The 26,123-nt window shown below is 58.7% G+C and carries 21 protein-coding genes; 6 read left to right on the forward strand and 15 right to left on the reverse strand.

The genetic code is table 11. The features are described 5' to 3' along the window. The first annotated feature begins 122 nt into the window (after positions 1-122). Positions 123-3,077, forward strand: a complete 2,955-nt coding sequence (locus LH464_RS19860; RefSeq protein WP_226788150.1) for a hybrid sensor histidine kinase/response regulator — start codon at positions 123-125, stop codon at positions 3,075-3,077. A 265-nt stretch (positions 3,078-3,342) separates the two neighbouring features. Here the strand turns inward: LH464_RS19860 and traG are convergent, their stop codons facing one another. From traG to traC, 3 genes are read right to left on the reverse strand one after another with little or no spacing between them, the layout of a single operon-like run. Continuing rightward, a complete protein-coding gene (gene traG / locus LH464_RS19865; RefSeq protein WP_226788151.1) occupies positions 3,343-5,256 on the reverse strand; it encodes a Ti-type conjugative transfer system protein TraG in 1,914 nt (637 codons plus the stop codon). Beyond that, entirely contained in the window at positions 5,243-5,458 is a 216-nt protein-coding gene (gene traD, locus LH464_RS19870) for a type IV conjugative transfer system coupling protein TraD (protein WP_226788152.1), read from the reverse strand. Before traD ends, traG begins: the two co-directional genes overlap by 14 nt. 4 nt (positions 5,459-5,462) lie before the next feature. After that, entirely contained in the window at positions 5,463-5,750 is a 288-nt protein-coding gene (gene traC / locus LH464_RS19875; protein WP_226788153.1) for a conjugal transfer protein TraC, read from the reverse strand. A 254-nt stretch (positions 5,751-6,004) separates the two neighbouring features. On the opposite strand from traC, the gene traA reads away from it, so the two are divergent. From traA to LH464_RS19895, 4 genes are read left to right on the forward strand one after another with little or no spacing between them, the layout of a single operon-like run. After that, positions 6,005-9,313, forward strand: coding sequence for a Ti-type conjugative transfer relaxase TraA (traA, locus tag LH464_RS19880; RefSeq protein WP_226788154.1), 3,309 nt, complete (start codon positions 6,005-6,007; stop codon positions 9,311-9,313). 44 nt (positions 9,314-9,357) lie between these two features. Further along, positions 9,358-9,876, forward strand: coding sequence for a conjugative transfer signal peptidase TraF (traF, locus tag LH464_RS19885; RefSeq protein ID WP_226788155.1), 519 nt, complete (start codon positions 9,358-9,360; stop codon positions 9,874-9,876). Further along, positions 9,866-11,026: a conjugal transfer protein TraB gene (locus tag LH464_RS19890; RefSeq protein ID WP_226788156.1), complete on the forward strand. Its 1,161-nt coding sequence runs from the start codon at positions 9,866-9,868 to the stop codon at positions 11,024-11,026. The genes traF and LH464_RS19890 overlap by 11 nt, the downstream gene beginning before the upstream one ends. 14 nt (positions 11,027-11,040) lie before the next feature. After that, the gene (locus LH464_RS19895) at positions 11,041-11,652 is read left to right on the forward strand and encodes a TraH family protein (protein ID WP_226788157.1); all 612 of its coding nucleotides are present in this window, start codon (positions 11,041-11,043) and stop codon (positions 11,650-11,652) included. 124 nt (positions 11,653-11,776) lie between these two features. Here the strand turns inward: LH464_RS19895 and LH464_RS19900 are convergent, their stop codons facing one another. Next, complete coding sequence (locus tag LH464_RS19900) at positions 11,777-14,164, reverse strand: AI-2E family transporter (protein WP_226788158.1); 2,388 nt, start codon at positions 14,162-14,164, stop codon at positions 11,777-11,779. 1,005 nt (positions 14,165-15,169) lie between these two features. On the opposite strand from LH464_RS19900, the gene LH464_RS19905 reads away from it, so the two are divergent. Further along, a complete protein-coding gene (locus LH464_RS19905) occupies positions 15,170-15,499 on the forward strand; it encodes a transcriptional repressor TraM (protein ID WP_226788159.1) in 330 nt (109 codons plus the stop codon). Here LH464_RS19905 and LH464_RS19910 read toward each other — a convergent pair. The 11 genes from LH464_RS19910 to trbB all read right to left on the reverse strand — a co-directional run bounded on the left by LH464_RS19910 (position 15,491) and on the right by trbB (position 25,810). Continuing rightward, the gene (locus LH464_RS19910; protein ID WP_226788160.1) at positions 15,491-16,195 is read right to left on the reverse strand and encodes an autoinducer binding domain-containing protein; all 705 of its coding nucleotides are present in this window, start codon (positions 16,193-16,195) and stop codon (positions 15,491-15,493) included. The two genes, LH464_RS19905 and LH464_RS19910, sit on opposite strands and share 9 nt — an antisense overlap. A 302-nt stretch (positions 16,196-16,497) precedes the next feature. Then, positions 16,498-17,790, reverse strand: coding sequence for an IncP-type conjugal transfer protein TrbI (trbI, locus tag LH464_RS19915; protein ID WP_226788161.1), 1,293 nt, complete (start codon positions 17,788-17,790; stop codon positions 16,498-16,500). Between the two features lie 14 nt (positions 17,791-17,804). Next, positions 17,805-18,242, reverse strand: coding sequence for a conjugal transfer protein TrbH (gene trbH / locus LH464_RS19920; RefSeq protein ID WP_226788162.1), 438 nt, complete (start codon positions 18,240-18,242; stop codon positions 17,805-17,807). Between the two features lie 4 nt (positions 18,243-18,246). Then, entirely contained in the window at positions 18,247-19,059 is an 813-nt protein-coding gene (gene trbG, locus LH464_RS19925; RefSeq protein WP_226788163.1) for a P-type conjugative transfer protein TrbG, read from the reverse strand. Positions 19,060-19,075: 16 nt separating this feature from the next. Next, positions 19,076-19,738: a conjugal transfer protein TrbF gene (locus LH464_RS19930; RefSeq protein WP_226788164.1), complete on the reverse strand. Its 663-nt coding sequence runs from the start codon at positions 19,736-19,738 to the stop codon at positions 19,076-19,078. An 18-nt stretch (positions 19,739-19,756) separates the two neighbouring features. Next, positions 19,757-20,926, reverse strand: coding sequence for a P-type conjugative transfer protein TrbL (trbL, locus tag LH464_RS19935; RefSeq protein WP_226788176.1), 1,170 nt, complete (start codon positions 20,924-20,926; stop codon positions 19,757-19,759). Positions 20,927-20,931: 5 nt separating this feature from the next. After that, positions 20,932-21,726, reverse strand: a complete 795-nt coding sequence (gene trbJ, locus LH464_RS19940; RefSeq protein ID WP_226788165.1) for a P-type conjugative transfer protein TrbJ — start codon at positions 21,724-21,726, stop codon at positions 20,932-20,934. Continuing rightward, entirely contained in the window at positions 21,620-24,154 is a 2,535-nt protein-coding gene (locus tag LH464_RS19945; protein WP_226788166.1) for a conjugal transfer protein TrbE, read from the reverse strand. The genes trbJ and LH464_RS19945 overlap by 107 nt, the downstream gene beginning before the upstream one ends. A gap of 10 nt (positions 24,155-24,164) precedes the next feature. Continuing rightward, positions 24,165-24,470 carry a conjugal transfer protein TrbD gene (locus LH464_RS19950; RefSeq protein ID WP_226788167.1) on the reverse strand — a complete coding sequence of 102 codons (306 nt, stop codon included), beginning with the start codon at positions 24,468-24,470 and terminating at the stop codon, positions 24,165-24,167. Beyond that, on the reverse strand, positions 24,463-24,843 hold the full coding sequence (locus LH464_RS19955; protein WP_226788168.1) for a TrbC/VirB2 family protein: 381 nt from the start codon (positions 24,841-24,843) through the stop codon (positions 24,463-24,465). The genes LH464_RS19950 and LH464_RS19955 overlap by 8 nt, the downstream gene beginning before the upstream one ends. Next, positions 24,833-25,810, reverse strand: coding sequence for a P-type conjugative transfer ATPase TrbB (trbB, locus tag LH464_RS19960; RefSeq protein WP_226788169.1), 978 nt, complete (start codon positions 25,808-25,810; stop codon positions 24,833-24,835). The genes LH464_RS19955 and trbB overlap by 11 nt, the downstream gene beginning before the upstream one ends. Positions 25,811-26,123 lie beyond the last annotated feature (313 nt).

The raw sequence follows: 26,123 nt of genomic DNA on the forward strand, positions 1-26,123 counted from the left end.
AGCCAGCCGTTCTTAACGTGATGCGGCGACCAGCGAACATCCGGGGAACACCTTCGAAGCTAGTGCTGGAATGTTCAGCCAAAAGCCACTACTAGGCAAGGAGGGTTTTCAGGGTGCATCAGATGAACGTGGTAGCAGAGACGGTGATTGCCGAGCACTGGCCGATCGGCGGCGGCGAATTGGGCGAGCGGGTGCGTTGTCATGACTGGGCCTCAACGTCCCTTGGCCCCATATCGGACTGGCCGCGTCACCTTCGCATCAAGGTAAGCTCGATCATCAATTCCCCGATCCCGCAGGTTTTGATGTGGGGTAGCGACCACGTCATGATCTACAACGACGGCTACAAAGAGATCGCCGGCGGCTATCATCCGGGTGCGCTCGGTGGGCGCGTATCTGAAATCTGGCCCGAAATATGGGACTGGAACAGCCGGATACTCGAAGCGGGACTGAGGGGCGAAGTACAGTCGTTTCGCGACCAGCCTCTCGTTCTCAACCGCACGGGAAAGCCCGAAACTGTCATCTTCGATCTATTTTACACGCCGATATACTCTGAGGATGGCAAGGTTGATGGTGTGCTTTGCACCGTTCTGGAAAACACAGAAAAGTACATCGCGCAGACCGCGCTAGCTGAAAGCAAGACCGAACTTATTCAGCTGACGAATGCGCTGCCCATTCTGGTGGGGTTCATCGATAATGATCTCACCTACCGGTTTGCCAACGATGCCTACATGGAGTGGTTCGGACGAACGCCTGCAGAAGTCGTTGGAAGCTCCGTCGCGGACGTTCTCGGCCGGGACTACTTTGAAAGCAGATTGCCGTTGCTGCAAAGGGCGATGGCAGGCGAGACAGTCGTCACCGATACGTTGATGACCAGACCTGACGGCCAAAGCCGTCATGCCGAGGTCCGTTATATCCCGCGCCGAATGGAAAACGGAACCGGGGGGATCTATGTTCTCATCATTGACGTTCACGACCGAAAGAGTTCGGAACTCGCGCTTGCCGAAAGCAATGGTCGCTTCAGGGCGGCCATGGACGTTGTCCATGGTGTCCTCTGGACCAACACTGCAGACGGAAGAATGGTTGGTGAGCAGCCGGGATGGGCGACGCTCACGGGACAGGCACCCGAACAGTATCAAGGGTACGGTTGGGCTGACAGCATCCATCCGGAGGATAGAGCCGGAACCCTCGCCGCCTGGAAAGCAGCGGTTTGCGAGCGGCGAACCTTTGTGTTCGAGCATCGTGTCCGCCGCTGTGATGGCGTGTGGCGGTCGTTCCTCATTCGCGCGGTGCCGATCGTCTCGCGGACAGGCGATATTGTTGAATGGTTGGGCGTCCATACTGACATAACTGAGCAGCGGTTGGCGGAAGAGGCTCTGAAGGAACGGACAAGCGATCTCGAGCGGCAGGTGCAGCAGAGGGAGCATGCCGAGGAACAGCTGCTCCAATTGAACGAGACGCTCGAGTCACGTGTCGTCGAGGAGATAACGGAGCGCCGACGGACAGAGGCAAAACTGCAGCAATCGCAGAAAATGGAGACAATCGGCAAGCTTACAGGAGGCATCGCTCACGACTTTAACAACTTGCTCCAGGTCGTGTCAGGCAATCTCCAGCTGCTGATGAAGGATGTGGCAGGAAACGAACGTGCTGAGCGGCGCGTCACCAATGCCCTGGCGGGCGTCAGCCGTGGCGCGAAGCTGGCGAGCCAGCTACTCGCTTTTGGACGTCGCCAGGCGCTCGATCCGAAAGTCATAAATATTGGCCGCTTCGTCAAGGGTATGGATGACCTACTCCGGCGTTCGATTGGAGAAGCAATCGAGATCGAAACCGTCATTGCAGGCGGCCTTTGGAATTGCTTCGTGGATCCGACGAACATCGAGAACGCCCTTCTTAACCTCGCAATCAACGCAAGGGATGGTATGGGCGGAACGGGTCGGCTCACCATCGAGGCCGGCAATGCCTATCTGGATGACGCATATGCGTTGGCTCATGACGAGGTGACACCGGGTCAATACGTGGTGCTTTCGGTCAGTGACACTGGGACAGGCATTCCTCCGGAAATACTCGACCGGGTGTTCGAGCCCTTCTATTCGACCAAAGAAGAAGGCAAGGGAACGGGCCTTGGCCTGTCGATGGTCCACGGATTCGTGCGCCAGTCCGGAGGGCACATCAAGCTCTATAGCGAAGTCGGTCACGGAACGACGGTCAAGCTCTACCTTCCACGCGCCACGGATACGGAAGACCGGGAAGTTGTCGTGCAGACTGGCCCCGTAGTTGGAGGTACCGAGACGATCTTGGTCGTTGAGGACGACGACGAAGTGCGCGAGACCGTCGTGGAGACCCTGACGGACCTTGGCTACAACGTCCTCAAGGCTCCAAACGCGGATAATGCCCTCATCGTGATCGAATCCGGGGCAGCGATTGATCTTCTGTTCACCGATGTGGTGATGCCCGGCACCCTCAAGAGCCCGGAGCTGGCGAAGAAGGCCCGCGAACGTCAACCAGACCTGGCAGTTCTCTACACATCGGGATATACCGAGAACTCGATTGTGCACGGTGGTCGGCTTGATCCGGGCGTCGACCTTCTTTCGAAGCCCTACACCCGCGAGGCGCTCGCAAGGAAACTGCGACACGTGCTTTCCAATCGAGCCCAGCGTATCCAGGCTGCCAATCCCTCCCACGTCCCCGTCGAGATAATCGGACAGCAGCCGGTGCAGATATCGGTACTCCTGGTGGAGGACGACGACATCATCAGAATGAACACGGCAGAATTAATCGCCGAGCTCGGACACACGGTAACCGAAGCCGCGACTGGTGCGGAGGCCCTCACGCTTCTCGACAACCGGGTCATAGACCTCATCGTGACGGATCTTGGATTGCCGGACATGGGCGGGGCCGATCTTGTGGCGGAAGCTCGTCGCAGGCATCCCTCCATAGGTGTTGTTTATGCAACGGGTTATGATCGGACTTCTGCCGATCTTCCCGCGGATGCCGTCGTCGTGACCAAGCCATACGGTATGGAAGCATTGCGCGAGGCTGTGGAACAGGGCCTTGTGGCTATACGGGGGGCGTCCGGTTAGGCCGCGTGGCTCGTGGTTCGGCAGCCGTACCTAACCGATCCTGCGGCTCGGAGCAGGCGCAACCTGCCAGGCACCACTGACGCGCAGCCGAGCCAGCCAACTCGCTACGCGGAGGTCTTCCGTTCACGAACGGGTTGCCGAGATAATCAGCGCTTCGGTGTGCGCTGATTACGGGTTGCGTGCGACCGGCGGGGCAATCGCGGCCTCTGTCGAAGCTTCTGGGTACACGGGACAATCGCTGGAGTTCTATATAGGCCTGTTAAATTCAGGGGGGCTGGAAACGGATCTGGCGCACGCAAGATCTCATATCGCTCCGACGAAACCAGATGGCCCTGCCACATCGCAATGGTTCATTTCCCGCCGTGAATACGATCTGCTCGTCGGCCCGCATGCGCAGCACTTCGTGTGGCAGGATCAGCGGGCGGGATGTGAGAAGCTTTGAGCGCGTGCGTGACGATCCCCGCGACTGGGTGCTACGACTGACCTGGTCGATTTCGACGGTCGTCAAGCCACATCGCCGCGAGATGTAGTCCGCCGTTTCGGAATCGTTGATAGCAGCAAACGAGATCCAGCTGGCGCTCTCGAACCATTTGCTCGAAGCGTCGCGGCCACCGTAGGTCTCGCGCAGTTGGCCAATCGACTGATAAATCATCGTCAGCGTGATGCCGTACTTGCGGCCGGCATCGCGCGCGGTTTCAAGGATGCGCATGTAGCCAAGTCGCGCCACCTCGTCGAGGAGAAAGAGAGCGCGGCCTTCAATGGCGCCATCGCGGTTGTAGATCGCGTTGAGAAACGATCCGATAATCACCCGTGCCAACCCCGCATGTGTTTCGAGCGTCTTAAGGTCGATGTTGATGAAGACATCGGTCCTGCCCGACGCAATGTCGTCCGTCGAGAATGCCGATGCGGATACAAGAGATGCGTAGTTTTGATAGGAAAGCCAATGGGTCTCCTTGATCGCATTGGCATAGACACCGGAGAAGGTTTCGGGCGTCATGTTGACGAAGGCGGCCACGTTCTCCTTCACGAACTCGGATTCCGAATTGTCATAGATATCCTGCAGGCGCTGGCGTAGCTTCGGCTCGGGCTCGGAGAGATTGGCGCGCACCTGGCGCAGCGTCTGCTGCCCGGTTGGCGTGTGACCGGACAGGCAGACGTCGGCAATCATCGCGGTGAGAAGCTGAAGACCAGAGGAACGAAAAAAGTCGTCACGGATGCCGCTCGCACGTCCGCTCTCGCTTATGATCCAGGATGCGACGGAGGCGATATCCTCTTCCTTGGTGCCGCCAAATCTGCCGATCCAGTCCAACGCATTGAAGCCGGTCTTGGGCTGTCGGGGATCAAGGATCCGGATCCTTCGTCCCGCCCCTTCCCTATGGTGCGACACCATCGGGGCGACTTCGTTCGAGGGGTCGAGAACGATCAGCGTTCCGCCCCATCTAAGTGCGGTCGGAATCGTCACCGACGTCGTCTTGAAACCGCCCGAACCCGCGAACACGATCCCATGCGAAGAACCAAAGGAACCGTCGAAGCACAGGAGTGGGCCCTTGCCGCCCCTTCCCCAGCTATCCCGATCGTCGGCCCGGAACCCGCAGGTTGCTGTACCATCGTGGTCAACGCGATATCGTTCGCCAATGATGATGCCGCCGGCCTCGGAAAAGATCTTCTCGGCCTTGCTCAGCTTCATCCAGTCGGCCTCTCCATGGACTGCGCGTTTTCCGGTGATCCGCTTTGGTTGAGGGCGGACAAAGGCTGCGTTGCCGATCAGCGCAACCCGGAGCGCGAAGCACCCCGCCATGAGTGCGCCTGCCGCGCCAACCATTGTGGCGGGATCGAGATTGGTGAATACGGATTGATCAATGGGGACCTTGTCGGCGAATGCCGAAAGGCGCCATACCTCTCGCGCAGCGGCGATGAGGACAGTGCCAAGGCTTCCTACGACCGCACCCCAGCCGGCCGCCCGGATGGATGCGGATCCCGCAAATGCGAAAAGTGCGATTATGCCGATAGCCGCGGCGGCGAGATAGGGTGTCGCGTTTCCCACCCGTGCAAGCATCAGCCTTGCGGCGTCGGTCTTGCCGAAGGTCACGGGCCATTGAACGATATCTGTCGATCCAACCGTGACCGCGATCATCAGCGCCGCCGGGACGATGAAGAGGAAAAATCTACTGGTTGTCATTGCCGAAGACCTCTGCTGCGATCGCTATCAGCCTTGCCCGCTCACCGGCATCCGCTTTCAGGCGATGGCCGAGCTCTATCAGCGCACCGAGCAATATCGCCCGTTTCTCGAAGCGAAGACCTGCTTTCACGATCAAACCCCCGAGTTGGATCTTTTCGCGCGTGTCCTTCTTGCGGGCATCGGATGCCATGGTTCTTGCCATTCGCTCAAGCCTCGCCAGCGCCGCTCTGAGCCGCGTCGATTGGGACCGATGACGTTTCGGTGCGATCAAGCCCTCCCCTCTCTCTCCCGTTCGATCCTGGCTTGCGTTCGAGAAACCGATTTGCCACTTCCTCGAAAGCTGCCTGCAGCTCGCCCTCATCGATTGCGATCTCGCCAAGACGGGCCTTGAGCGCGATCCGGCCAATCCGTTCGGCTTCACGTGTCTCCGCTGCCTTCAGTGCTTCCTGGAGTTTGGTGATTTCCTCACGGATTTTCGAGGATGGCTTCTTCATTCGGTTTGTCTCCTGTGGCTGGAATTCGATGCTGGAAGGAGAGATTCTCAGACCGGAGTGCGGGACGCACTACTGTGAATCCTACAATCGCCAAGGGCGATGCTTTGGTGAATGATCCCGACCGTTCCGAAGGAGCGGCTTCCAAGGGCGCAATTATACGTCGCTGATGCGACGGTCTGCTTCTGTACCCTGGCGGGGCCTCCGCTTGCGACCAACCCGTTGCAAGTGTTCAATCATAGAAGGCGATGCCACCCATGGCCGTTCCGCATTTCTCAGTCAGCATCGTGGCCCGCGGCTCCGGCCGCAGCGCGGTGCTGTCTGCGGCCTACCGGCACTGCGCCAAAATGGAATATGAGCGGGAAGCGCGCACGATCGACTACACCCGCAAGCGGGATCTGCTGCACGAGGAGTTCGTCATCCCGGCCGAGGCGCCGGAATGGCTGCGGTCCATGATCTCCGATCGTTCGGTGTCCGGTGCCTCCGAAGCCTTCTGGAACACGGTCGAGGACTTCGAGAAACGCTCCGATGCCCAGCTCGCCAAGGACGTGACCATCGCCCTGCCAATCGAGCTTTCAGTGACGCAGAACATCGATCTTGTCCGGGATTTCGTCGAAAGGCACATCACGACCCAGGGAATGGTGGCTGATTGGGTCTTCCACGACGCGCCAGGTAATCCGCATATCCATCTGATGACCACACTGCGGCCGCTGACGGCGGATGGGTTTGGGCCGAAGAAGGTGGCCGTGACAGGAACGGATGGAAATCCGCTGCGCAACGATGCGGGAAAGATCGTCTACGAACTCTGGGCCGGTGGGCTCGGCGATTTCAACGCATTTCGTGATGGCTGGTTCGCCTGCCAAAACCGGCATCTGGCATTGGCGGGTCTCGACATTCGCATCGATGGTCGATCCTTCGAGAGGCAGGGCATCGACCTTACTCCTACCATCCACCTTGGCGTCAGCGCCACGGCAATCGACCGGAAAGCAGACGGAGCTGCGGAGCAGGTTTCGCTTGAACGGCTGGAGCTACAGGAACAGCGGCGAGCCGAGAATGCCACACGCATCCGGCGCAATCCGGATCTGGTCCTGGATCTCATCACGCGAGAGAAGAGCGTCTTCGATGAGAGAGATATCGCCAAGATCCTGCATCGGTACATCGACGAAACAGGTCTCTTCCAAAGCCTGATGGCGCGTATTCTCCAAAGCCCGGAGACACTACGTCTCGATCGCGAGAGGATCGACATTGCGACAGGCCTGCGTTCACCGGCCAAGTACACGACGCACGAGTTGATCCGGCTGGAAGCTAAGATGGTCAATCGGGCGATCTGGCTTTCCCAGCGGTCGTCGCATCGCGTTGGGCAACAGGTGCTCGAGGCGACATTTGCACGCCAAGGTCGACTGTCGGAAGAGCAGAGGACGGCCATCGAGCACATAGCCGGAGGGGAGCGGATCGCGTCTGTGATCGGCCGCGCCGGCGCCGGCAAGACGACAATGATGAAAGCGGCCCGGGAGGCCTGGGAAGCGGCCGGTTATCGTGTCGTCGGTGGTGCGCTTGCGGGCAAGGCGGCGGAAGGCTTGGAGAAGGAAGCCGGTATCGTTTCCCGTACGCTTTCGTCGTGGGAATTGCGCTGGAGCCAGGGCCGTGATCAGCTCGACGGCAAGACGATCTTTGTACTCGACGAGGCAGGGATGGTATCGTCCCGGCAGATGGCGCTGTTTGTGGAAGCAGCCACGAGGACGGGCGCCAAGCTCGTGTTAGCGGGAGACCCAGAGCAGCTACAGCCGATCGAGGCCGGTGCTGCCTTTCGGGCGATTGCCAATCGTATCGGTTATACCGAACTCGAAACCATCTATCGCCAGCGCGAGCAATGGATGCGCGATGCTGCGTTTGATCTTGCTCGTGGCAACGTCGGCAAAGCGGTTGAAGCTTATCGGGCCAATGGAAGGATGATAGGGGCCGAGCTGAAGGCTGAAGCAGTCTCGAACCTGATCGAGGACTGGAACCGCGATTACGATCCTGCGAAGTCCACTCTTATCCTCGCACACCTGCGCCGCGATGTCCGGATGCTGAACGAGCTGGCGCGCGCCAAGCTCATCAAGCGCGGTATTATTGCTTCCGGTTTTACCTTCGAGACGGCAGACGGCAATCGCAACTTCGCCGCCGGCGACCAGATCGTCTTCCTGAAGAACGAGGGCTCGATCGGTGTCAAGAACGGCATGCTGGCCAAGTTGGTGGAGGCAGCTCCCGGTCGCATCGTCGCGGAGATCGGTGACGGAGGGCATCGCCGCCAGGTCTTGGTCGAGCAACGCTTCTACAACAATGTCGATCACGGCTACGCCACCACGATACACAAGAGCCAGGGCGCGACTGTCGACCAGGTCAAGGTGCTGGCCTCCCTATCCCTCGATCGCCACCTGACCTATGTCGCGATGACCCGTCACAGAGAAGATCTCGGGGTCTACTACGGCCGCCGGTCCTTCGCCAAGGCGGGTGGCCTGATCCCGACCCTTTCTCGTAAGAACTCAAAGGAGACGACGCTCGATTACGCGGCCGGAAGCTTCTACCGGCAAGCGCTTCGCTTTGCCGAGGCGCGCGGCCTTTACCTCGTCAGCGTCGCCAAAACTGTCCTCCGCGACCGTCTGGAATGGACTGTGCGCCAGAAACAAAGGCTCGTCGATCTTGCAGGCCGGCTGGCGGGCATCGGCGCCAGGATCGGCCTTGCCGAGAGCACTGCAAAAGTAATCCCAACTACAGCCAAGGAGGCCAATCCCATGGTAGCCGGGATCACCACCTTCCCCAAATCGATCGACCAGGCTGTCGACGACAAGCTCGGGGCCGACCCGGCGCTGACAAAGCAGTGGGAAGAGGTGTCGATGCGCTTCCACCATGTCTATGCCCAGCCTGAATCTGCGTTCAGGGCTGTCGATGTAGCCGCGATGCTGCGAGATCAGAGGGCGGCGACGAGGACGATAGCCAGGATCGCTGCAGAGCCGTTAGCGTTTGGGGCGCTCAAGGGAAAGACCGGTGTCCTTGCGAGCCGTGCCGACAAATCGGATCGGGACCGTGCACTCACGAACGTCACGGCGCTTGCAGACAGCCTGAGCGACTTTCTTCGCAAACGGGGTGAAGCGGAACGACGAAGTTACGCGGAGGAGTTGGCCATCCGTAGACAGGTCGCCTTGGAGATCCCTGCCCTGTCGGCCAATGCGGAGCACGCGCTCGAACATGTGCGCGGTGCTGTCGCTCGCAATGACCTTTCCGCAGGCTTTGAATATGTGCAGGCGGACAAAACCGTGGCAGCTGAACTCGACGGCTTTGCGAAGGCGGTCTGCGAGCGGTTTGGAGAACGAACCTTCTTGCCGCTTGCGGCCAAAGACACGAATGGGGATGCGTTCCAACGGGTCACCGCCGACATGAATGCCGTGCAGAAAAACGAAGTCCGGCAAGCCTGGGCAATGATGCGGACGGTGCAGCAGCTGTCGGCCCATGAGCGCACTGTGACAGCACCGAAAGCGTCCGAGGCGATGCGCCAGGCGAAGAGCCAGGGGCTGACCTTCAAATGACGACATCGGTCGAAAAGCCCATACCGCTCCGAAGCAGACGAGGGATGTTCCTCGCGTGGCTTGGCGCATCGCTGCTCATCACGTGCGCCGCGTTCATCCCCTTTGGGATGGCCGGCTTCCGGGTCAACGTCACCCCGAGCGAACCGATAGGCCTTTGGCGCATACTTCCATTGAATCGCGCGACCCGTAGCGGTGATCTCATTTTTATCTGCCCGCCGGCCAGCGCCGCCATGCGCGAGGCGCGCACACGGGGCTATCTACGCCATGGGCTTTGCGCCGGCGGCGTCGCGCCGCTGATCAAGCGGGTTGCGGCGACATCCGGTCAGGTCGTCGAAATTGATGATGATGTTCGAATTGACGGGCGGCGGCTTTTGCACTCGCAGCTGATGGTCAGGGACGGACAGGGTCGACAGATTGTGCCCTATGCGGGCGGTGTCGTTGCGTCAGGCACTGTGTATCTGCATTCCGATTTTCCGGGGTCGTTTGACTCTCGATATTTCGGTCCCCTGCCGGGACGACATGTTCTGGGACTGGCGCAGGAGGTTTGGACCTATGCGCCGTGATCATCTTCGCTTCGTTTCTCTCGTCGCGATCACGACCGCAGTCGGCTGGGTTGCCTGGAGCGGGAATGTGCTTCTGCTCGCGGTGGCTGTCGCCTTCCCCGCCCTCTGGTCTCTCGCGAGAACGCGCGGGCAAGCGGCCACCGTCTCGGCGGTCTACTTCCTCGCCGCATCGCGTGGATTGCCGCAGGGCGTGGCGAGCTTTCATTCATCCAGTCTCTGGACGGGCCTGCTGCTGTGGCTGGTCGCCTCGGCGGCGTTCGTGATCGTGCACTCGGCACTTTGGACGAGCCGCGCTGGATGGCGGCGGACGGCGCGTTACCTCGCCGCATCTATCGCTATGGCGATCCCGCCCTTCGGGATTGTGGGATGGGCGCATCCGATTTCGGCGGCGGGCGTTGTATTTCCAGCGTGGGGGTGGTGGGGCTTGGGTGCGATGACAGCCGGCCTGGCGCTCATGACGACACGCTATCGGCCGGCTGCAGCCATCGCTATTACAGGGTTATGGCTGTGGTCCGCCGCTGGGTGGACAACACCGATTCCACCTGCGTCGTGGCAAGGTGTCGATCTTGAATTTGGCGTGTCCTTGGGCCGCGACACCAGTCTCACGCGGCAGGAGGCGCTTATGGGCCTCGTCCGCCTTCATCCACCTGGGACCACGCTGGTTCTTCCCGAAAGCGCCCTTGGCTTGTGGACGCCGACCGTTCGCCGCCTCTGGGAGGGAAAGCTCGCCGGGACAGGGATCGTCGTCATCGCTGGCGCGGCGATTATCAACGAAAGCGGGTATGATAATGTGCTGGTGACGACATCGTCGCATGGCAGCGACATTCTTTATCGTGAGCGCATGCCTGTCCCCGGATCCATGTGGCAACCATGGAAAAGCTTGATCGGAGACGGGGCCGGCGCCCGAGCGCATTTCTTTGCAAATCCTGTTGTCGACCTGGGTGCCGTGAAAGTCGCGCCGCTGATCTGCTACGAGCAGCTTCTCGTTTGGCCCATCCTGCAATCCGCTTTCCATCGCGCCGACGCCATCGTCGCGGTCGGCAACGGTTGGTGGACCGCCGGTACATCGATCATCGAAATTCAGCGGGCAACCAGTGCGGCATGGGCACGGCTGTTCGATCTGCCTCTGGTGCTTTCATTCAACACCTGAAACATGGAGCTCGCATGCTGGATGCTGCGTTGATCAACGACTGTGCCGACCCATCGCTGAAGCCGGCGATCGTCGAGCAATTCGTCGAAGCGGTGGGATCGGACGACCCACTCGCCATTACCGTGAGGGCCGCAGGTCGTCTGATCCTGGTTCCGAAGCCGAAGACGCCGGCGGAAGCCATTGAGATCGTGCGAGAAAACATCAAGCGATCCAATGTGCGGGTGGGCCTGACGCAATTTCCGGCCGCAGTTGGCCTCACAGGCGTATCAGAATTGAAACCGGATCTTGTTGAACCCTGCTCCAACCTTCGCATCGGAACAGCAATGTTTGCCAGGATCCTCCGCATCGTTGCCCGATGGTATGGGAACCCGACCAGCGACGAGGTCTTCCCTCAACTGTTCGATGATGCGGTGCATTCTTGGCGGACAGGAGAATTCGAGGGACAGAACGTGTTTCAGGCGCAGGATCCGGGAGGAGCGGTCATGCAGACGGAGCCAGGGTTTTCAGCACCGGTCGGCGAAGTCGATGGCGCGGAGGCCGGTCCGGATGAACCCTCTCAGATACCGAGCGAACCGGATGATGCCGGCATCCGGATTGATCTGAGAAGGATCAATGGTCAGAAATAGCATGTGATGAAACTCAAAGTTGGCCGCATTCTATCGATCCCGTTCTAAATTGGAGGTCGCACGAATAGAGAATAGCGTGCGCAGGCTTCACATTAGTCGGCTGTGGCAAACGTCGCTGAACCAGCTATTCGGGCACCTTTTGACCAGTGGTGGTGCTCGCTGAATTATTGTCACGCTCGGGCGTCGCTTGTGTCACCTGGTTTCCCGTAATGGTCGAAGCGACATCGGCGGCCATTGCCTCCAAGAGTGCGAGATCCTTATCCTCGAGGTTGCGTGGTTCTGTGTCGAGCAGGCACAAGGCTCCGAGAACCAGGCCATCCACGGTCGTCACGGGGGCGCCGGCGTAGAACCGCGCCGCCCATAGCTTCATGGCCGGATGATCGGCGTATCGGGGGTCACGCTTCGTGTCGCCCACAATAAGCACTTCGCCCGTGCTCACCACTTGATCGCAAATGGCCTCATTTCGGGGCATGGTGATCATCTCGGTCCCGTTACGGGTTCGCTTGCCGGGCAGATCTTTGTTTTGCCCGACGATGAATTCATCCACATCATCTATGACGGAAATGACAGCAAGACCGACGTCGAAAATGTCGGCCGCTCGTTTGGCGAGCCCGTCCAGTTCCTCACGGGCATGGCCATCGAGGACCTTGGTATCGTGGAGCGCCTTGACCCGTTCCTCATCATTCTCCGGGGCCTCGACCGTCTGGGTTGCGCGCAATACTTCGGGCGCGATCATGCTTTGTATGCGCCTTACCGTCTCTTGTATGGAGTTGGCGGCCACATCGGCACCAAGCTGTTCGAACCATTCATCTTCGAATTTGACGGCCGGCGCGTTCCAAAGCGCCAGTACGATCTTCTTACCTGGCCAGCGCTTACGAAGGCGGCGGCAGAATGTTCTCGCGGCGGTTTCCGGCTCTCGGCTGAAATAGCTGATGCAGACGATATCAATGCCGTGCAGATCCAGCTTGTCCAGATAGCGGGCCGTCAGCACGCCCTCGCGGCGCTCGGTTGCGGGAATTTCGCTTATCGCCAGCGCATGCACGAGCATTTCACAGGCGACGCTGTCGATTTCCCACTTGCCACCGATACATGCCACGCGCGGCGGTGCCGCGGGGTCGAGGGTCGGCGGATATTCTTCCCTCAGATCATCCAGAAGCACGTCCATGCCGTTCGCTACGCGCAGGCGATGCTCGGCCCGGGAATTGCTTAGATAATCGTCGCTGACGCGTCGCAGAACTTCAATGCCGTGGTCATTGTAGAAGTCGACGATCCCATCTTCGACGACAGCCTTGTCGACGATTTCGAGAGCTTCTTCCGGATCGCCTGCGAGTAGTCGCTGATAGATCCTTGTCGGGATGTCAAGAACGGGGGCGGAGCCGAGCAGCGTATCGAGAAATTGGAGCTGCGGATGGCTCCTGCCCACGACCAGCAAACATACGGTGAGAGGCGTCGACAGTATAAGACCCACCGGCCCCCACAATGCTGTCCAGAACGTGGCAGCGGCGATGAGTGAGATAGCGGAAAGCCCAGTGCTTGTGCCGTAGAGCATAGGCTCCACGATGTTGTTGCTGATGAGCTCGAGAGCCAGGATGAGCCCCAAGGTCAGCAGCACCATATTCCACCCGGGATCCACGGCGAAGGCCAGCGCAAGTGGGAAAATCGCGGAAAGCATGGGCCCAATATAGGGCACAAAGCGCATCAGCGCGGCGAGTGCCCCCCATAAGAGCCAGCCGTGAACGCCAATCAACCACAGGCCGAGGCCCATCGGAATTCCGTAGGAGATGTTCACTACTACCTGCATAAGCAAGTATTTTGATATGCGTTTTCCAGCTTCCTGCATGGCATCGGTTGATCGTTGCAGGTTTCCGCCGAGAAGCCTGATGAGGCGATCACGCAAGTCGCTGCGGTCAAGCAGGACGAGAAACACGAAGACAAGCACGATGCCAGCCGTTGCAATCGGCTCCAGTGCCGGAGCGAGCCATTCAAGGGCGGTCTTGAGCGGCGTATAGGCCGGATCGACGATCTCAACACGTTGGGGTGGAGCAACTTCCATGCTGGAGGGCACATCTTCATCAGCAGCGCCACTGACCTCGGTCTGAACGGCCTCCACTGTCTCGAGTGCTTCATCCAGAACGCCAGGCCCCTTCAACCCCGCGCTGAAATCATGGACCTTCTGGCGAATGGTCGCCCGATAAACGGGCAGTTCGTCGGCAAGGCCGCGAACCTGCGAGGCCACAAGAAAGCCGATCCCAGCCACCAGCACTAAGAGAACCAACATGACCGTGATGACGGCCATCACCCTTGGAACACCTCGACGGCTGAGCCACGTCACAAGTGGGTTCAGCGCGAAGCCAATCAGGAAAGCCACGGCAAGGGGAATTAGGACGCCTTTTCCGACATAAAGGCCGCCGATGAAAACAGTCGCGGCCACAAGCCATGCAGCTAATTGCACTATATCGGACTGAACCGCACCGTTTTGCGCAGCGCTGTTGGAAGATGGATCAACACCCATGGCTCCCCTCCCCTGGTCGGTCCAGCGGCTCAACGGCCCGCATCGTCCGATGGACGACAACGCGCATCCGGCCAGTTCGTTGCGAGCGCTTCAGATTTGATCGGCTCGAACGGCTGGCAGTTGTCGCAATCTTCAAGCCGCGCTCATTTGTGTTGCCCCAGCGGAGACGATAATGGCTTCAAGCAAGATCAGTTTTTCAGCCCGTTCCACCGTGTGCTTGCGTTCATTCCAATCCTTGATAGGGCTTAGGCAGGAGCCGATCGCCCGTGGGTGCAGACATGGACGATGATCGAGACTATGTCGAAGAACGACCTTTCCTGGTGAGGCGTCTTAGGACAGGCACCCGACGGCACCGCGGCTCGACGGGACACGATCTCTGGTGGGCATCATCCCGACCTGTGGGACCTGCTGCCCAGAGCAGATTGATCCTGATATCGCGGTTCCCCCTTGGTCAAATTCCGGCGATGTCACGTTGTTTTATCAACGCCCGGGAAAGGCTTGTCGTTGACAATGCGCTTCAGGGGCAGGCCTTGCTTCTTCAGCAGTCTGAACAGTACGTCTTCACTCATCTCACATCGCCGTTATAAGTGTCCGCCAAGACCTTATAACGGGCTGGCTGCTACGAAAAAACCTCGGAAGGCCGGGGTTAGAGGCGCATGTGGTGTTCAGTTTCAGTTCGAGGCCTGCTCGGCCTGCCTGTCGGCCTGACCGGGGTCTCACAGCTTGCGGGTTAGGGATTTGTTTTCGGGTTCGATCCGATCGATGGACCTATCTGACAACTGATGCTTTGGTCCCCTTCGTTATGAGACGTGGGACAGAACTACCCGAGACTGGCAATAATGAGTTCGATCTCAACGGTCCTTCAGCCCCAGGCCGCCACGGTTGCTCTCCTTGACTAATAGCGCGACAACATGTCTGACGCGCGGCAGCGTGCTTCCTTGGCCCGATCACTTAAGAGACTGATCGAGGGATTTCTCTCTCAGAGAAATGTGATTAGATAGGCGAATGAAAGACGAGCGTTCGACCGATCAAGAGGCACACGGCCCCCGGCATCCATACCGCTCAATGCCCAAGTCGGAACTGAAGGCATTGGCCATTTCCGCCATTCGGGAACATCGCCGGCTCATCGAAGCGGATGAGGCTGTCTATGCGGAATGGATGCGTGCCTACGATGATCCGACCACACCCAGTTCCATTCTTAAGAGCCTGCAGGATGAATATGTGGCCCGCCAAGAAAGAGCAGAGGCTCAGCAACATGAGCTTTCTGAAATTCTTGAGGTCCTCGGACATGTTCCTGATGTCGCCCTCGATTGCAACGAGTCCGACCTAAAATAGACCACGATCCTTCAACAGAGCGACAAGCTGCGGCAATGTTCTAGCATCAAGCTTCTGACGCGCGTTGTCGAGGTAATGTTGAACCGTTCTCGCATTGATACCTGTCAGCATCGCGGTATCGAGGGTGCTCTTACCCTTTGCAGCCCAGATGACGCATCTCATCTCACGCGGCGCCAAGGACCTCTTAGGGGTGATGATCGTGGCCGCGCTGATCATCCTCAATCTGTAGTGGACCGCCATGACGATCTGAACAGAGGTTCTGGAGTCGAGTAGGCTGGAAATGCTCACCTTCCTTTCGTCGGAGGCGAAGGTGAGCATCATCGTTGAGCCATAACTTCCTTCAACAGGGATAGTCACACCGGAACGAATGCCGTGGTCGATTGCCTCATCACGAAAACGCGTGAAGTGGGAGGACCCTCGAGATGCCCAATCTTCAGCAGCCCAGGAAAAGACGCCGCCCCAACGCTTGGCTTCAGTAATGACCGGATCCACACGTGAATAGTCATTGCCGAGATAGATGTCCTGCCACTGTCCCGGATACGAGTTGAACGTCTTGATCTCCAGACCCTCGGTCTGAAGGTAGGAGAAACGGTCACAACCGCAAGATTGAGCAAATTCCTTGAGAGCGCTCTTGATCATATGCTCGTCCTGAGCAGCCTCGATCATGTCGATAAGCGAGCGAAGATTTCCGTCCACGGACTATCCTCCTATCTTCAATGCCGGCTGCTGGGATACTCTGAAGGCCAACCTCCCGCAGTGCGAGCGGCCTATGCGGCAACAGCCGGTTGGGCATCGGATTGCTAATGTACAATCCAGCATGGCACGACACTCGGGATGCTAAATTACGTCAGGCAGTCATGCGAGCGTGTACAATAGCCATCTTGGGCTAAAGCGTCTTTCAAGCTCCGTCAATACAAAAAAATGACAATTAATCAGAAATTACGATTAAACGCCACTGTCAGAATTTCTGTATTGAAGGTTCGCGCGGAAATACGATGTCAGCGATAAGCGGATGGAAAGATGATGTCTTGCTCGACAATAACGCTAAAATTATAGCCTGGCCGGATCCGTATGGTCGGCTGAACATCTAAGTTTTTTGAGATGGTTTGTTCGGCCAGACGTCCAAATGACTCCGCAAAATTTCGACGCGCCGCATCCGATGCCGTGTCCTGCGTCGCCAAGGTCGAACTCTCCGGCATGGACGTATCTATGCCGGTACCGATCAATGCGATGAGAGCGGCGGATCCGAACGTCCGCCAGAGATGCCGATCGACCTTGTCCCTGAATCCTGCGTAACCCTCGGTGTCGGTGCCCGCCATCCCGCCGATCTGAAGTGTCGATCCATTTGGAAAGATAAGATCGGTCCAAATCACGAGGACGCGCTGCTGGCCGAACGAGATCTTTGAATCGTAGCGCCCGAAAAGTTTGGCACCTTGCGGGATCAGGAGGCGATAACCCGTGGCACTGTCGTATACATTATGGCTGACCTGCGCGGAAACCCTTCCGGGCAGGTCGGAGTTCACCCCGGTGATCAAGGTTGCGGGGATGACGGAGCCACGCTTCAGCTCGTAGCGCGACAATTGCGGTACGACCTGGTTTGGAAGGTAACCCAGATCCTTGATATCCTGATTGAAGAAGTCTTCCTTGGTGGCCTGCCTATTTGGGTCGCCGGTCTGGCCCAAAAGACCGGACTTCATCGCTGAATCATAGAGTTCAGAGGTGCTGTTCGATGGTTCGCCCACAGGTAGGCGATTGTTTTCCGTGATCTTGGTGGTAGATGCCCCCAGCTCGGAAACGTCGACCGTCAGGGGTGAGTCGAGGGCAGTGGTCTGGGCTTGTAGTCGCGCCATCCTTTGGCGTTGGATCTCACGGAAGTATTGCTCATCCTGTTCCCGTTTCAGCCTTGCTTTCCAATCCTCTTGCTGTTCGATCCTTGAGGGAATGACCGGCCGGACCTCCTCAGGTTCGACGACAGGCTTTTGGCGTTCCGACCCTCGAGTAACCGAAGGGTTTGGCTGGAAGACCTCCTGCTTTTCAGGTTCTCCGATAATGCCGTCGGTAATTCCGCGTTTGAGTTGGTCTCCGAAATTCGTTGCTGGCGTGCTCGATGCGCTATCCAGATCGGCGTCTCGACTGAACGATAGTCCGTGCCACGAAAGGCCGATGATCACTACACCGAAGAACAGGATGACAATGACGATCGCGATCACAATAGGGAGCCGATTGAGCCGGCGCATCCCCTGTTGATTTTGGGCATTGTTGGGTGCGCCGAGCTGAAGTGACTGAGCCATCCTCGTCCGCTCCCTCATTTTCGCTGTATGATGGAAAGGGGGCTGGAAGGCGTCGCCCCACTCGCGGTTGCCGTATAGGCGCGACCAAGTGAAAGCGATGAGGTCGTCAGCTGAGCGAGGATCTGACCGTCAAAGCTGTCAAGCGAATAGGAGACCTGGATCGGCGCCTGGTCCTTGCCGCTCTTCCCGTCTGTGATGACGCTGTAGCCCCAGCCCTTGAGCGCGGCCCCAAGGGCTGTCGCGTATTCCGTGGTGTCCTTGTCAATCTTGATCGCCCTTGTGCGGGCCGATCCGATCTGCTCGGCTAACCGGCTTGCCATATCCCCGGCAATAGCGTCTGCAGCCGGGCCTGTCACCACGACCGGCGTGGAGCTGGTGGTGAGTGGATGGTCGGCTGTCTGGCAGCTCGAGACGAGCACGGCCATGAGGAGGACGAGAGGAGCGAGTTGCATTGGATTATCCCCTGCGCCGAATGGTGATTTTTTGCTGGCGCCGGCCGACCCCTGATATGAGGACCGCTCGCTCCACCGCGTAGTCGACAACCATCATGCCGCTCTTCATCCGATAATTCACGATCCGGTTTTGACCGCCGCTCACCACGAAGAGGACAGGAGCGTCCTGACTTGAGATCGATCTGGGAAACTGGATGTAGGTCTTCTCGCCATCCGAATAAACTCGCTTCGGCTTCCAGGCAGCGCGACCATTTACAGAGTAGGAGAAGTTCAGCTTGTCGGGCGCAGCACCTGGGATGCCGCCGGCCTCCAGCCGCGCATTGATGTCGGCAAGCTTCGTCGAGACGTCCTCTGGATATTCGAATCCGATGCGTGCCATGTACTGGGTCGGATGGGACTTCAGCTGGATATGGTAGGTCCGGCGAGAGGTCGTCACAACCATGGAGGTGACAAGCCCAGCCTCCGAAGGCTTTACGATCAAATGGATAGCCTGCTCGCCGCTTGCTCCCGAAGTCGCCGGTTCGACCTTCCAGCGGACGGTGTCGCCAACGAGGACGTCACGGACGATCTCACCCCCCTGGAGTTCGATGTCGCAAACTTGTAGCGGCGAGCAAATGACGGAGGGCTGGATCTCGCCGAACAGGAACACGACCTTGCCGTCGGATCCAGTTGTCACCAAGCCAGGCGTGCCCCGCCACTTCCTGGATATGCTAGTACCCTTCACCTCGTTTGACGTCATGGATTGCGCGTTCACATCGGCTACCGCGGTTAGCCCTATCATGCAGCCGAGGGCCGCGATCATTCCTGTTCTGGGCATGTGGAGGTTCCTGCTTTTAAAGCTGCGCCGTCCAGTCAAAATCCCGGACATAGAGGCCGATCGGATTGAGGCGGATCGTCGTTTCGTCAAGCGGTGCAGTAAGGGTGACCGTTGCGATGCCGCGGAACCGCCGGGTCGCTGTTTCCTTGCCCTTGCGATCGCGTTCATACTCGGTCCAATCGATCTGGTAGGTCTGGTTGGAGAGCGCCACGATATTGTTGACCTCAATGGCAACGGTTGAAGACTTGGCCTTCTCGAACGGCGAATTGCCGCGAAACCAGGCGTTGATCTTCTGGGTCGATGGATCGGAGATGCGCAAAAGCGCATAGGTGCGGTCGATGTATTGCTTCTGAACCACCGCATCCGGGGTGATCGATCGGAAACTTGTGATGAAATTTGCAAGCGCTGCCCGCACAACGCGGGCGTCAGCATACTCGATCTGCTGCGGGAAGCCGCCCGTTACCGATGCTCCGAGCTTGTCTACTTCAACGATGTAGGGGACAAGCTTGACCTGCGTGCTGAGATACATCGCATAGGAGAAGCCGATCACGGCCATGCTGAGGCCAAGAATGCCGACCATCCGCCAGGCGCGCGCGGCCTGGACATAGGAGCCGTATCGCTCCGTCCACTCCTGTCGTGCGGCTAGATACGGGTTCTCGTAGATGCGGTTCGCGGCCATTCGGCATCCCCTTCTAGATCAAAGTTTGTCGTTGCGCTCTGGAGGTGGCGTCTTTCCGCTGAGCCCGCCGCGACTTTCGTCCAGCTTCGCATTGGCAAGACCGAGGATGGAGCCGGCATAGGCGCCAGGAGAGCCAATAGCTTTTTCCTTGGCTGCTGATCCCAAAGCCTGTCCGGCAGAACCAATTCCAGCGATTGTTCCCCGCATAGCGGCCTCTGCGATTGAAGAGCCCGCGGCTCGGGCTGCGCGACCGGCCGCAAACCCAGCGCTGGCTGCGCCGATAGCAAGAACGACTCCGCCTGCTGCGAAGGATGCCCCCTGTGCGCCGTGCCGGATCGTCTCCATGCCGCTTGAAACAGAAGCCCCTTGAACAACGCCTTGCATGATGTTCGGAACGTACATTGCGATAATGAAAACGACGACGGAGACGCCCGCGATTGAAAGGCTTGTAATGAATTGCTGCTCTGAACCCACCGGGCTTTGTGCAAGGCCGATAAGGACCTGTGAGCCGATTTTGGCTATCATGACCAGCGCCATCAACTTCATGCCAACGCTGAATGCGTAAATGAGATAGCGAATGGTAAAGTCCTTCGTAAAAGAAGATCCGCCGAGGCCGAGCATAATCATGCCCGCGAGCAGGCCAACATACATCTCGATTATAACGGACACGAAGATGGCGGCGACCAGAGAGAAGCAGATCATCACTACCACCATTGCAACTACGGCTGCGACTGCGAGTGCGTTATCCTCGAAGAGGCCGAATTGAACGTGCTCCGACATTTTGCTCGCCACCTCGATTCCGGCATCGAAAATGGCGGCTGGCGACGCCGACACGCCACCCGCCCCGATTTGAAACAGACTGTCGACAACCGCTCTGGCGAATGTCGGTCCCTGGTCTAGAATGAACGCAAAGAAACCAACGTACATGATCCGTCGGACGAGCTCGGCAAACCAACTATCGAGCGACGCGGCCTGAAGGGCTAACCAAACAGCGGCAATGCCTATTTCTATCACCGCCAGGAGCCAAAACAGCGAACGAGCCGCGTCCATTACGGTTGTTTCCCAGCCCTCTGCAGCTGTGACAACCTGGTTTTCAAGTTCGGAGATAACCTGCCCAGATTGAGCGAGCGCAGGCTCCCCTACGAGAACGACGCTCACGGTGGCAGTGGCGAGTACGATATAGAGGATCCGGATCACCAGCGCGGCTCCATCATCTGCCCTGTCGGAATTCCCCGGTTTGCCGGCGCAAAGAACTTTTCTCGACGGACTTGAGCGAGATCCTTGTCTGACTGCTCCGTTTGCAGCCACGTCCCCATCATGGTCATCTGCTGAGAAACCAGGCCGCGAAGCTTTTGCATTTGTGCGACCTGCTGGGCCGCAATCTTATGGCCGACCTGCAGTGCTTTCATCTGTCCGTCAGAGGACTCGGACATGCTCCTGAAAGCAGCCATAGTACTCTCCTCGCTGTCGAATTGATCCGCCGTGAGGCTTGCCGCTTTCAGCGTGCTGGCGATTGTGTTCCGGTTTGTGTCTGACCAGCTCTGGTAGCTTGAGGAAAAGCTCTCGCCCGTGGGGAGATTTTCTTTTAGGTCCACATAGCTTTTGAAGCGTTGCTGCAGGACATCGTCGGCATTGCCCATGGAGAAGGCGATGCCCTGCCCCTGGTCCACGATCGCACGAAGCTGGTTCAGATCACCGGCGACCTGGCCCCAGATGTGATCGGGCAGTTGCGCTGTGTTTTGCAGCATGTTCTCGTAGATCTTCAGTTGGTTGTGGATCTGCTCCGTCAGTTGGCTGATCTGGGTGAGCTGATTGTCCACCTGCAGCCCCGAGCTTTTCAGGAGATCGACGAGCTGAGCGTTGTTGGCGAGCTGGGTCCATTCAGTGGCTGCGCCCGTGGCCGAGCCGGCGTGGACAGTGGTCATGGATCCCAGAACGATCGCCGTTGCGGCGAGCCATTTGTCCACAGTTGAGCAGCGATGTGGCATCGGGAACTCCCCTCGTTTCAAGCCAATGGATTGGCCAGTCTCGGCCATGTTGGGACTTGAGTTCGCGAATGCGCTTCAGGTCCTCTTTTCCCGACGCTCCGACAAAGCTCAGTGCGACGGGACCAAGCGACATGTCGAACAGGCGTCGACCATCGGGTGTGGCAATATAATACTCTCGCTTTGGGGTCGCACTGGAGACGATCTCGATCTGGCGTTCGTTGAAGCCAATGCGCTCATAGAATTCCCGGGTTCCCGGCTCACGAGCAGCGCCGTTAGGCAAGCAGATCTTGGTCGGACAGGATTCCTTCAAGACATCGATGATCCCGGACCGTTCGGCGTCGGAAATCGACTGCGTAGCGAGGACGACCGCGCAATTTGCCTTGCGAAGGACTTTCAACCATTCCCTGATCTTGGCTCGAAACACCGGATGACCGAGCATCAACCAGGCCTCGTCCAGGAGGATGAGGCTCGGAGATCCGTCGAGACGCTTCTCGATCCGTCGGAACAGGTAGGTAAGCACCGGCACGAGGATGCGTTCGCCGAGGTTCATGAGTTGCTCGATCTCGAAGCACTGGAAAGCCCTCAGTGTGAGCCCATCCTCTTCCGCGTCTAGCAACTGGCCCATAGGTCCATCGACGGTGTAGTGATGGAGGGCATCCTTGATCTCGCGCAGCTGCACGCCACTGACGAAGTCTGACAGGGATCGACCGGGTGCCTTGGCCATCAAGCCAATCTGACGAGAGATGGCGTTTCGATGGTCAGGTGTGATCGTTACCTCCTGGAGAGCAACGAGCATCTCAATCCACTCGGTTGCCCATGCACGATCTCCGTCGGTACAGAGATCGAAAAGAGGACAGAACGCCAGCCCCCTCCCCTCCTCCGACGCATCCCCTCCCACTTCATAGTGATCGCCACCGCACGCCAGTGTGAGCGGTAGAAGGGAGTTACCTTTGTCGAAGACGAAGATCTGGGCGAATTCATACCTCCGGAACTGCGCTGCGATCAGTGCGAGCAGCGTGGACTTTCCCGATCCGGTCGGACCGAAGATCAGGGTATGGCCGACGTCATCGGCGTGCAGGTTCAGCCGAAATGGTGTCGATCCGCTGGCGACCTGCATGAGCGGAGGCGAGTTAGCCGGATAAAACGGACAGGGTGCGATCGGGCTGCCGGACCATACCGAGTTCAACGGGATGAGATCGGCGAGATTGCAGGTATTGATCAGCGGTTCCCGGATGTTGCAGTACCAGTTCCCTGGCAGGCTGCCGAGAAAGGCATCTGTCGCGTTGAGCGTTTCGATGCGGGCGCCGAAGCCCTCGGCTTGAACCAGACGTCGGAGTGCCTCGGCATTATTCTGCAACGTCTCCCGATCCTCATCGAAGAGGATCACGACCGGTGTGTAGTAGCCGTATGCCACCAGTTGGGACGATGCTTGGGCGATCGCGTCCTCGGTTTCGGCGACCATGGTCATGGCGTCCTGATCGAGCGACCGGCTCTGGGTCTGGAATAACTGGTCGACGAAGGGGCGCACCTTCTGTTGCCACTTCTTACGGGTTCGCTCGAGCTTTTGCCGCGCCTCTTCGGCATCGAGAAAAATGAAGCGCGATGACCAGCGGTAGGTCAGTGGCATCAGGTCGAGGCTGTTCAGGATGCCGGGCCAGCTCTCGGCCGGTAAGCCGTCGATCGCGACCACGCCCAGGAAGCGGCTTTCGACTTTTGGTGTTAGCCCGTGCTCCAGCTCGGCGGTTGCGATCCAGTCCAGATACATGGGAACATCGGGGAGCCGGATCGGATGATTTTCACCGGTAATACAAAAGCGGATGAATTGAAGAAGCTCGTCGTAGCGAGCGATCCTGTCCCCTCCTCGCTCGGAAACAGCGCGCGTTTCCATCCGCCTGATCGAGATGGCATTGGACAGATACTGCTCAATCTCCCGAATGGCGTCCCTGAAGACAAGGAGCACGGTGTCGGCATAGGACTTCTTACGGCTCTCCTTGTCGGAGTAGACGTATTTGCTAAGTGTGGCCTTCCTGGATTCTAGGGGCCGGTAGGTCAGGACCAAAGCGTGCGTGCTCTCGAAATGACCTTGGCTTCGGCCAAAATGCGCGCGCCTTTCCTCATCGATTGCCAGGGTGACCGGATCCGGAAAGTGGCATCGATCCTCTGACGGATAGTCGATGGTTGGGATTCGTATGGCCTCGACCTGGATCATCCATCCGCTGCCAAGCCGCGATAGGATCGCGTTGATCTGACGCGAAAGCTCATTGCGCTCCAGGTCCGTCGCGCTTTCCGAGTCCGGGCCGGCAAAATACCAGGCAGCCATAAGGCTCCCGTCCTTGAGAAGCAGGATGCCGTTGTCGATCAGGCCGGCATACGGCACCAGATCCGCGAAGGATGGACCGCTGTCGCGGAAGCGACTGAGTTTTGCCATTGCCGTTTCCTTAGAACTTGCGCCACGGTGACGCGGTAGGCCTGTAGTGTGGTTTGTAGGATATGTGCCGCACGTACACTTTCCGCATCAGCGGATCGGCCTTTGCCATCATGCGAAGAATACCAACGAGAACGAACCAGACGGCCGCTCCGAAAAGCGCGGAGTAGATAGTCAGGACAACGAAGATCAAAATGACAGCCGCGAGACCTGTGAGCAGCACCAGCTCTCGATCGGCGCCCATGAGCAGGCTCGGGCGTGACAGCGCCCGGTGAATGCGATTTCGGCGCAGTCCAGATCCGGATAGATAGTCAGCCATTGGTGTCCTCCCCAGCCGCGAAGGGTTGAGGGGAGGTCAGTTCGTCGGGTAGACCAATCGACGCGCCTGTCGCACCGAACAGTCCGACGATGGCAGTGGCGCCGAGAAGGATACCTGCCACCAGCACCACATAAACCAGCCGACGTGCGAAGTCGTTCAGCTCACCGCCGAAGATCAGCATGCCGCCGGCAATCGCGACGGCGGCCAATGCGATGTAGCCAGCAACCGGGCCTGTGATCGACTCTTGGATCTGTTCGAGCGGGCCTTCCCATGGAAGGCTGCCGCCGGAACTTGCGGACACCGGGAATACGGAAGCGAGGAAGATCGGAGTGGCGACGAGCAAAACGGCTGCAATGGACTTGTCAGGCGACATGGCGCGCTTCCTGTTCTGCTGTGAGCTGATCGGAGTGGATTTCGTATTGGTCGTCGCCGAACCGCTCGACATGGATGACGTCGCGGACCCGCCGGCCGCGGGACGTACGTTCGATGGAGACGATCAGGTCAACCGCCTCGCCGATTACCTCGCACATGGGCTGCTGGCTGGCTTCGGCAGTCAATTGTTCCAGGCGACGAAGTGCTGAGGTGGCGGTATTCGAGTGGATCGTCGCTACACCGCCAGGATGGCCTGTGTTCCATGCCTTCAGGAGGGTCAGAGCAGCACCATCGCGAACCTCGCCCACCACAATTCGGTCGGGACGCAACCGCATCGTGCTTTTCAGCAAACGGGCCATATCGACCGTATCGCTTGTATGGAGGAGTACCGCGTTCTCTGCAGCGCACTGGATTTCTGCTGTATCCTCCAGGATGACCAGGCGGTCTTCAGGAGCGACACTAACGATCTCGTTGATCACGGCATTTGCAAGCGTCGTCTTGCCCGAGCCGGTCCCGCCGGAAATGATGATGTTGAGGCGTGCCTCTAAAGCGCTGCGAATGGTACCAGCCTGGATCTCCGTCATGACGCCGGTGCGGACATAGTCATCGAGAGGGATCAGGCGTGAGGCCCTCCGGCGGATAGTGAAGGCGGGCTTGGTGACTATCGGGGGCAGCAAGCCCTCAAAGCGATGCCCGCCGATAGGAAGTTCGCCCGAAATGATTGGCTGATCGCTGTCGACTTCCGATTGGAGCGCATGTGCCACCGTGCCAATGACAGTTTCCGCGGCGGCGGATGACATTTCCCCCGCAGGGGCGACACCATGGCCAAGACGTTCGATGAACAGCTTCCCATCGGGATTGAGCATGATCTCGGCGACATTACTGTCGTCGAGCGCAGCGCAGAGTTGATCGCCGAGCGCCTCCTGGAGTTTGCGAACAAGCCTGGGGTGGGAACGAAGCTGTGTCACGCACCTCTCCTTTTGTGGCTGGCTGACGGGGGAGTTGATAAGCCTGCATTCGTCGTCTGGCGGAGCCGCAAGCCGAGGCAGGAAAGCCTCCTGCCGAACCAGAGGTCGCTGGCCGTCGCATTTGCGCGCGATTTGTCGCTCGGGGATGCCGGCAACTCGGGTGAGTGTCGTTTCCCGGGGAGAGCTTCTCCCTCCTCTTCATGGATAGTACTAAAGCGGAAGCGAGAACCGATCACCTGGCGCGCTGCGCCGACCGCCGGGTCGTGGACGCAGTTGGCGTGAACATGGCCTTTGGAGCCGTTGGCAACGCCAG

This window comes from Pseudorhizobium xiangyangii (genome assembly GCF_020531965.1).
GTDB lineage: Bacteria > Pseudomonadota > Alphaproteobacteria > Rhizobiales > Rhizobiaceae > Neorhizobium > Neorhizobium xiangyangii.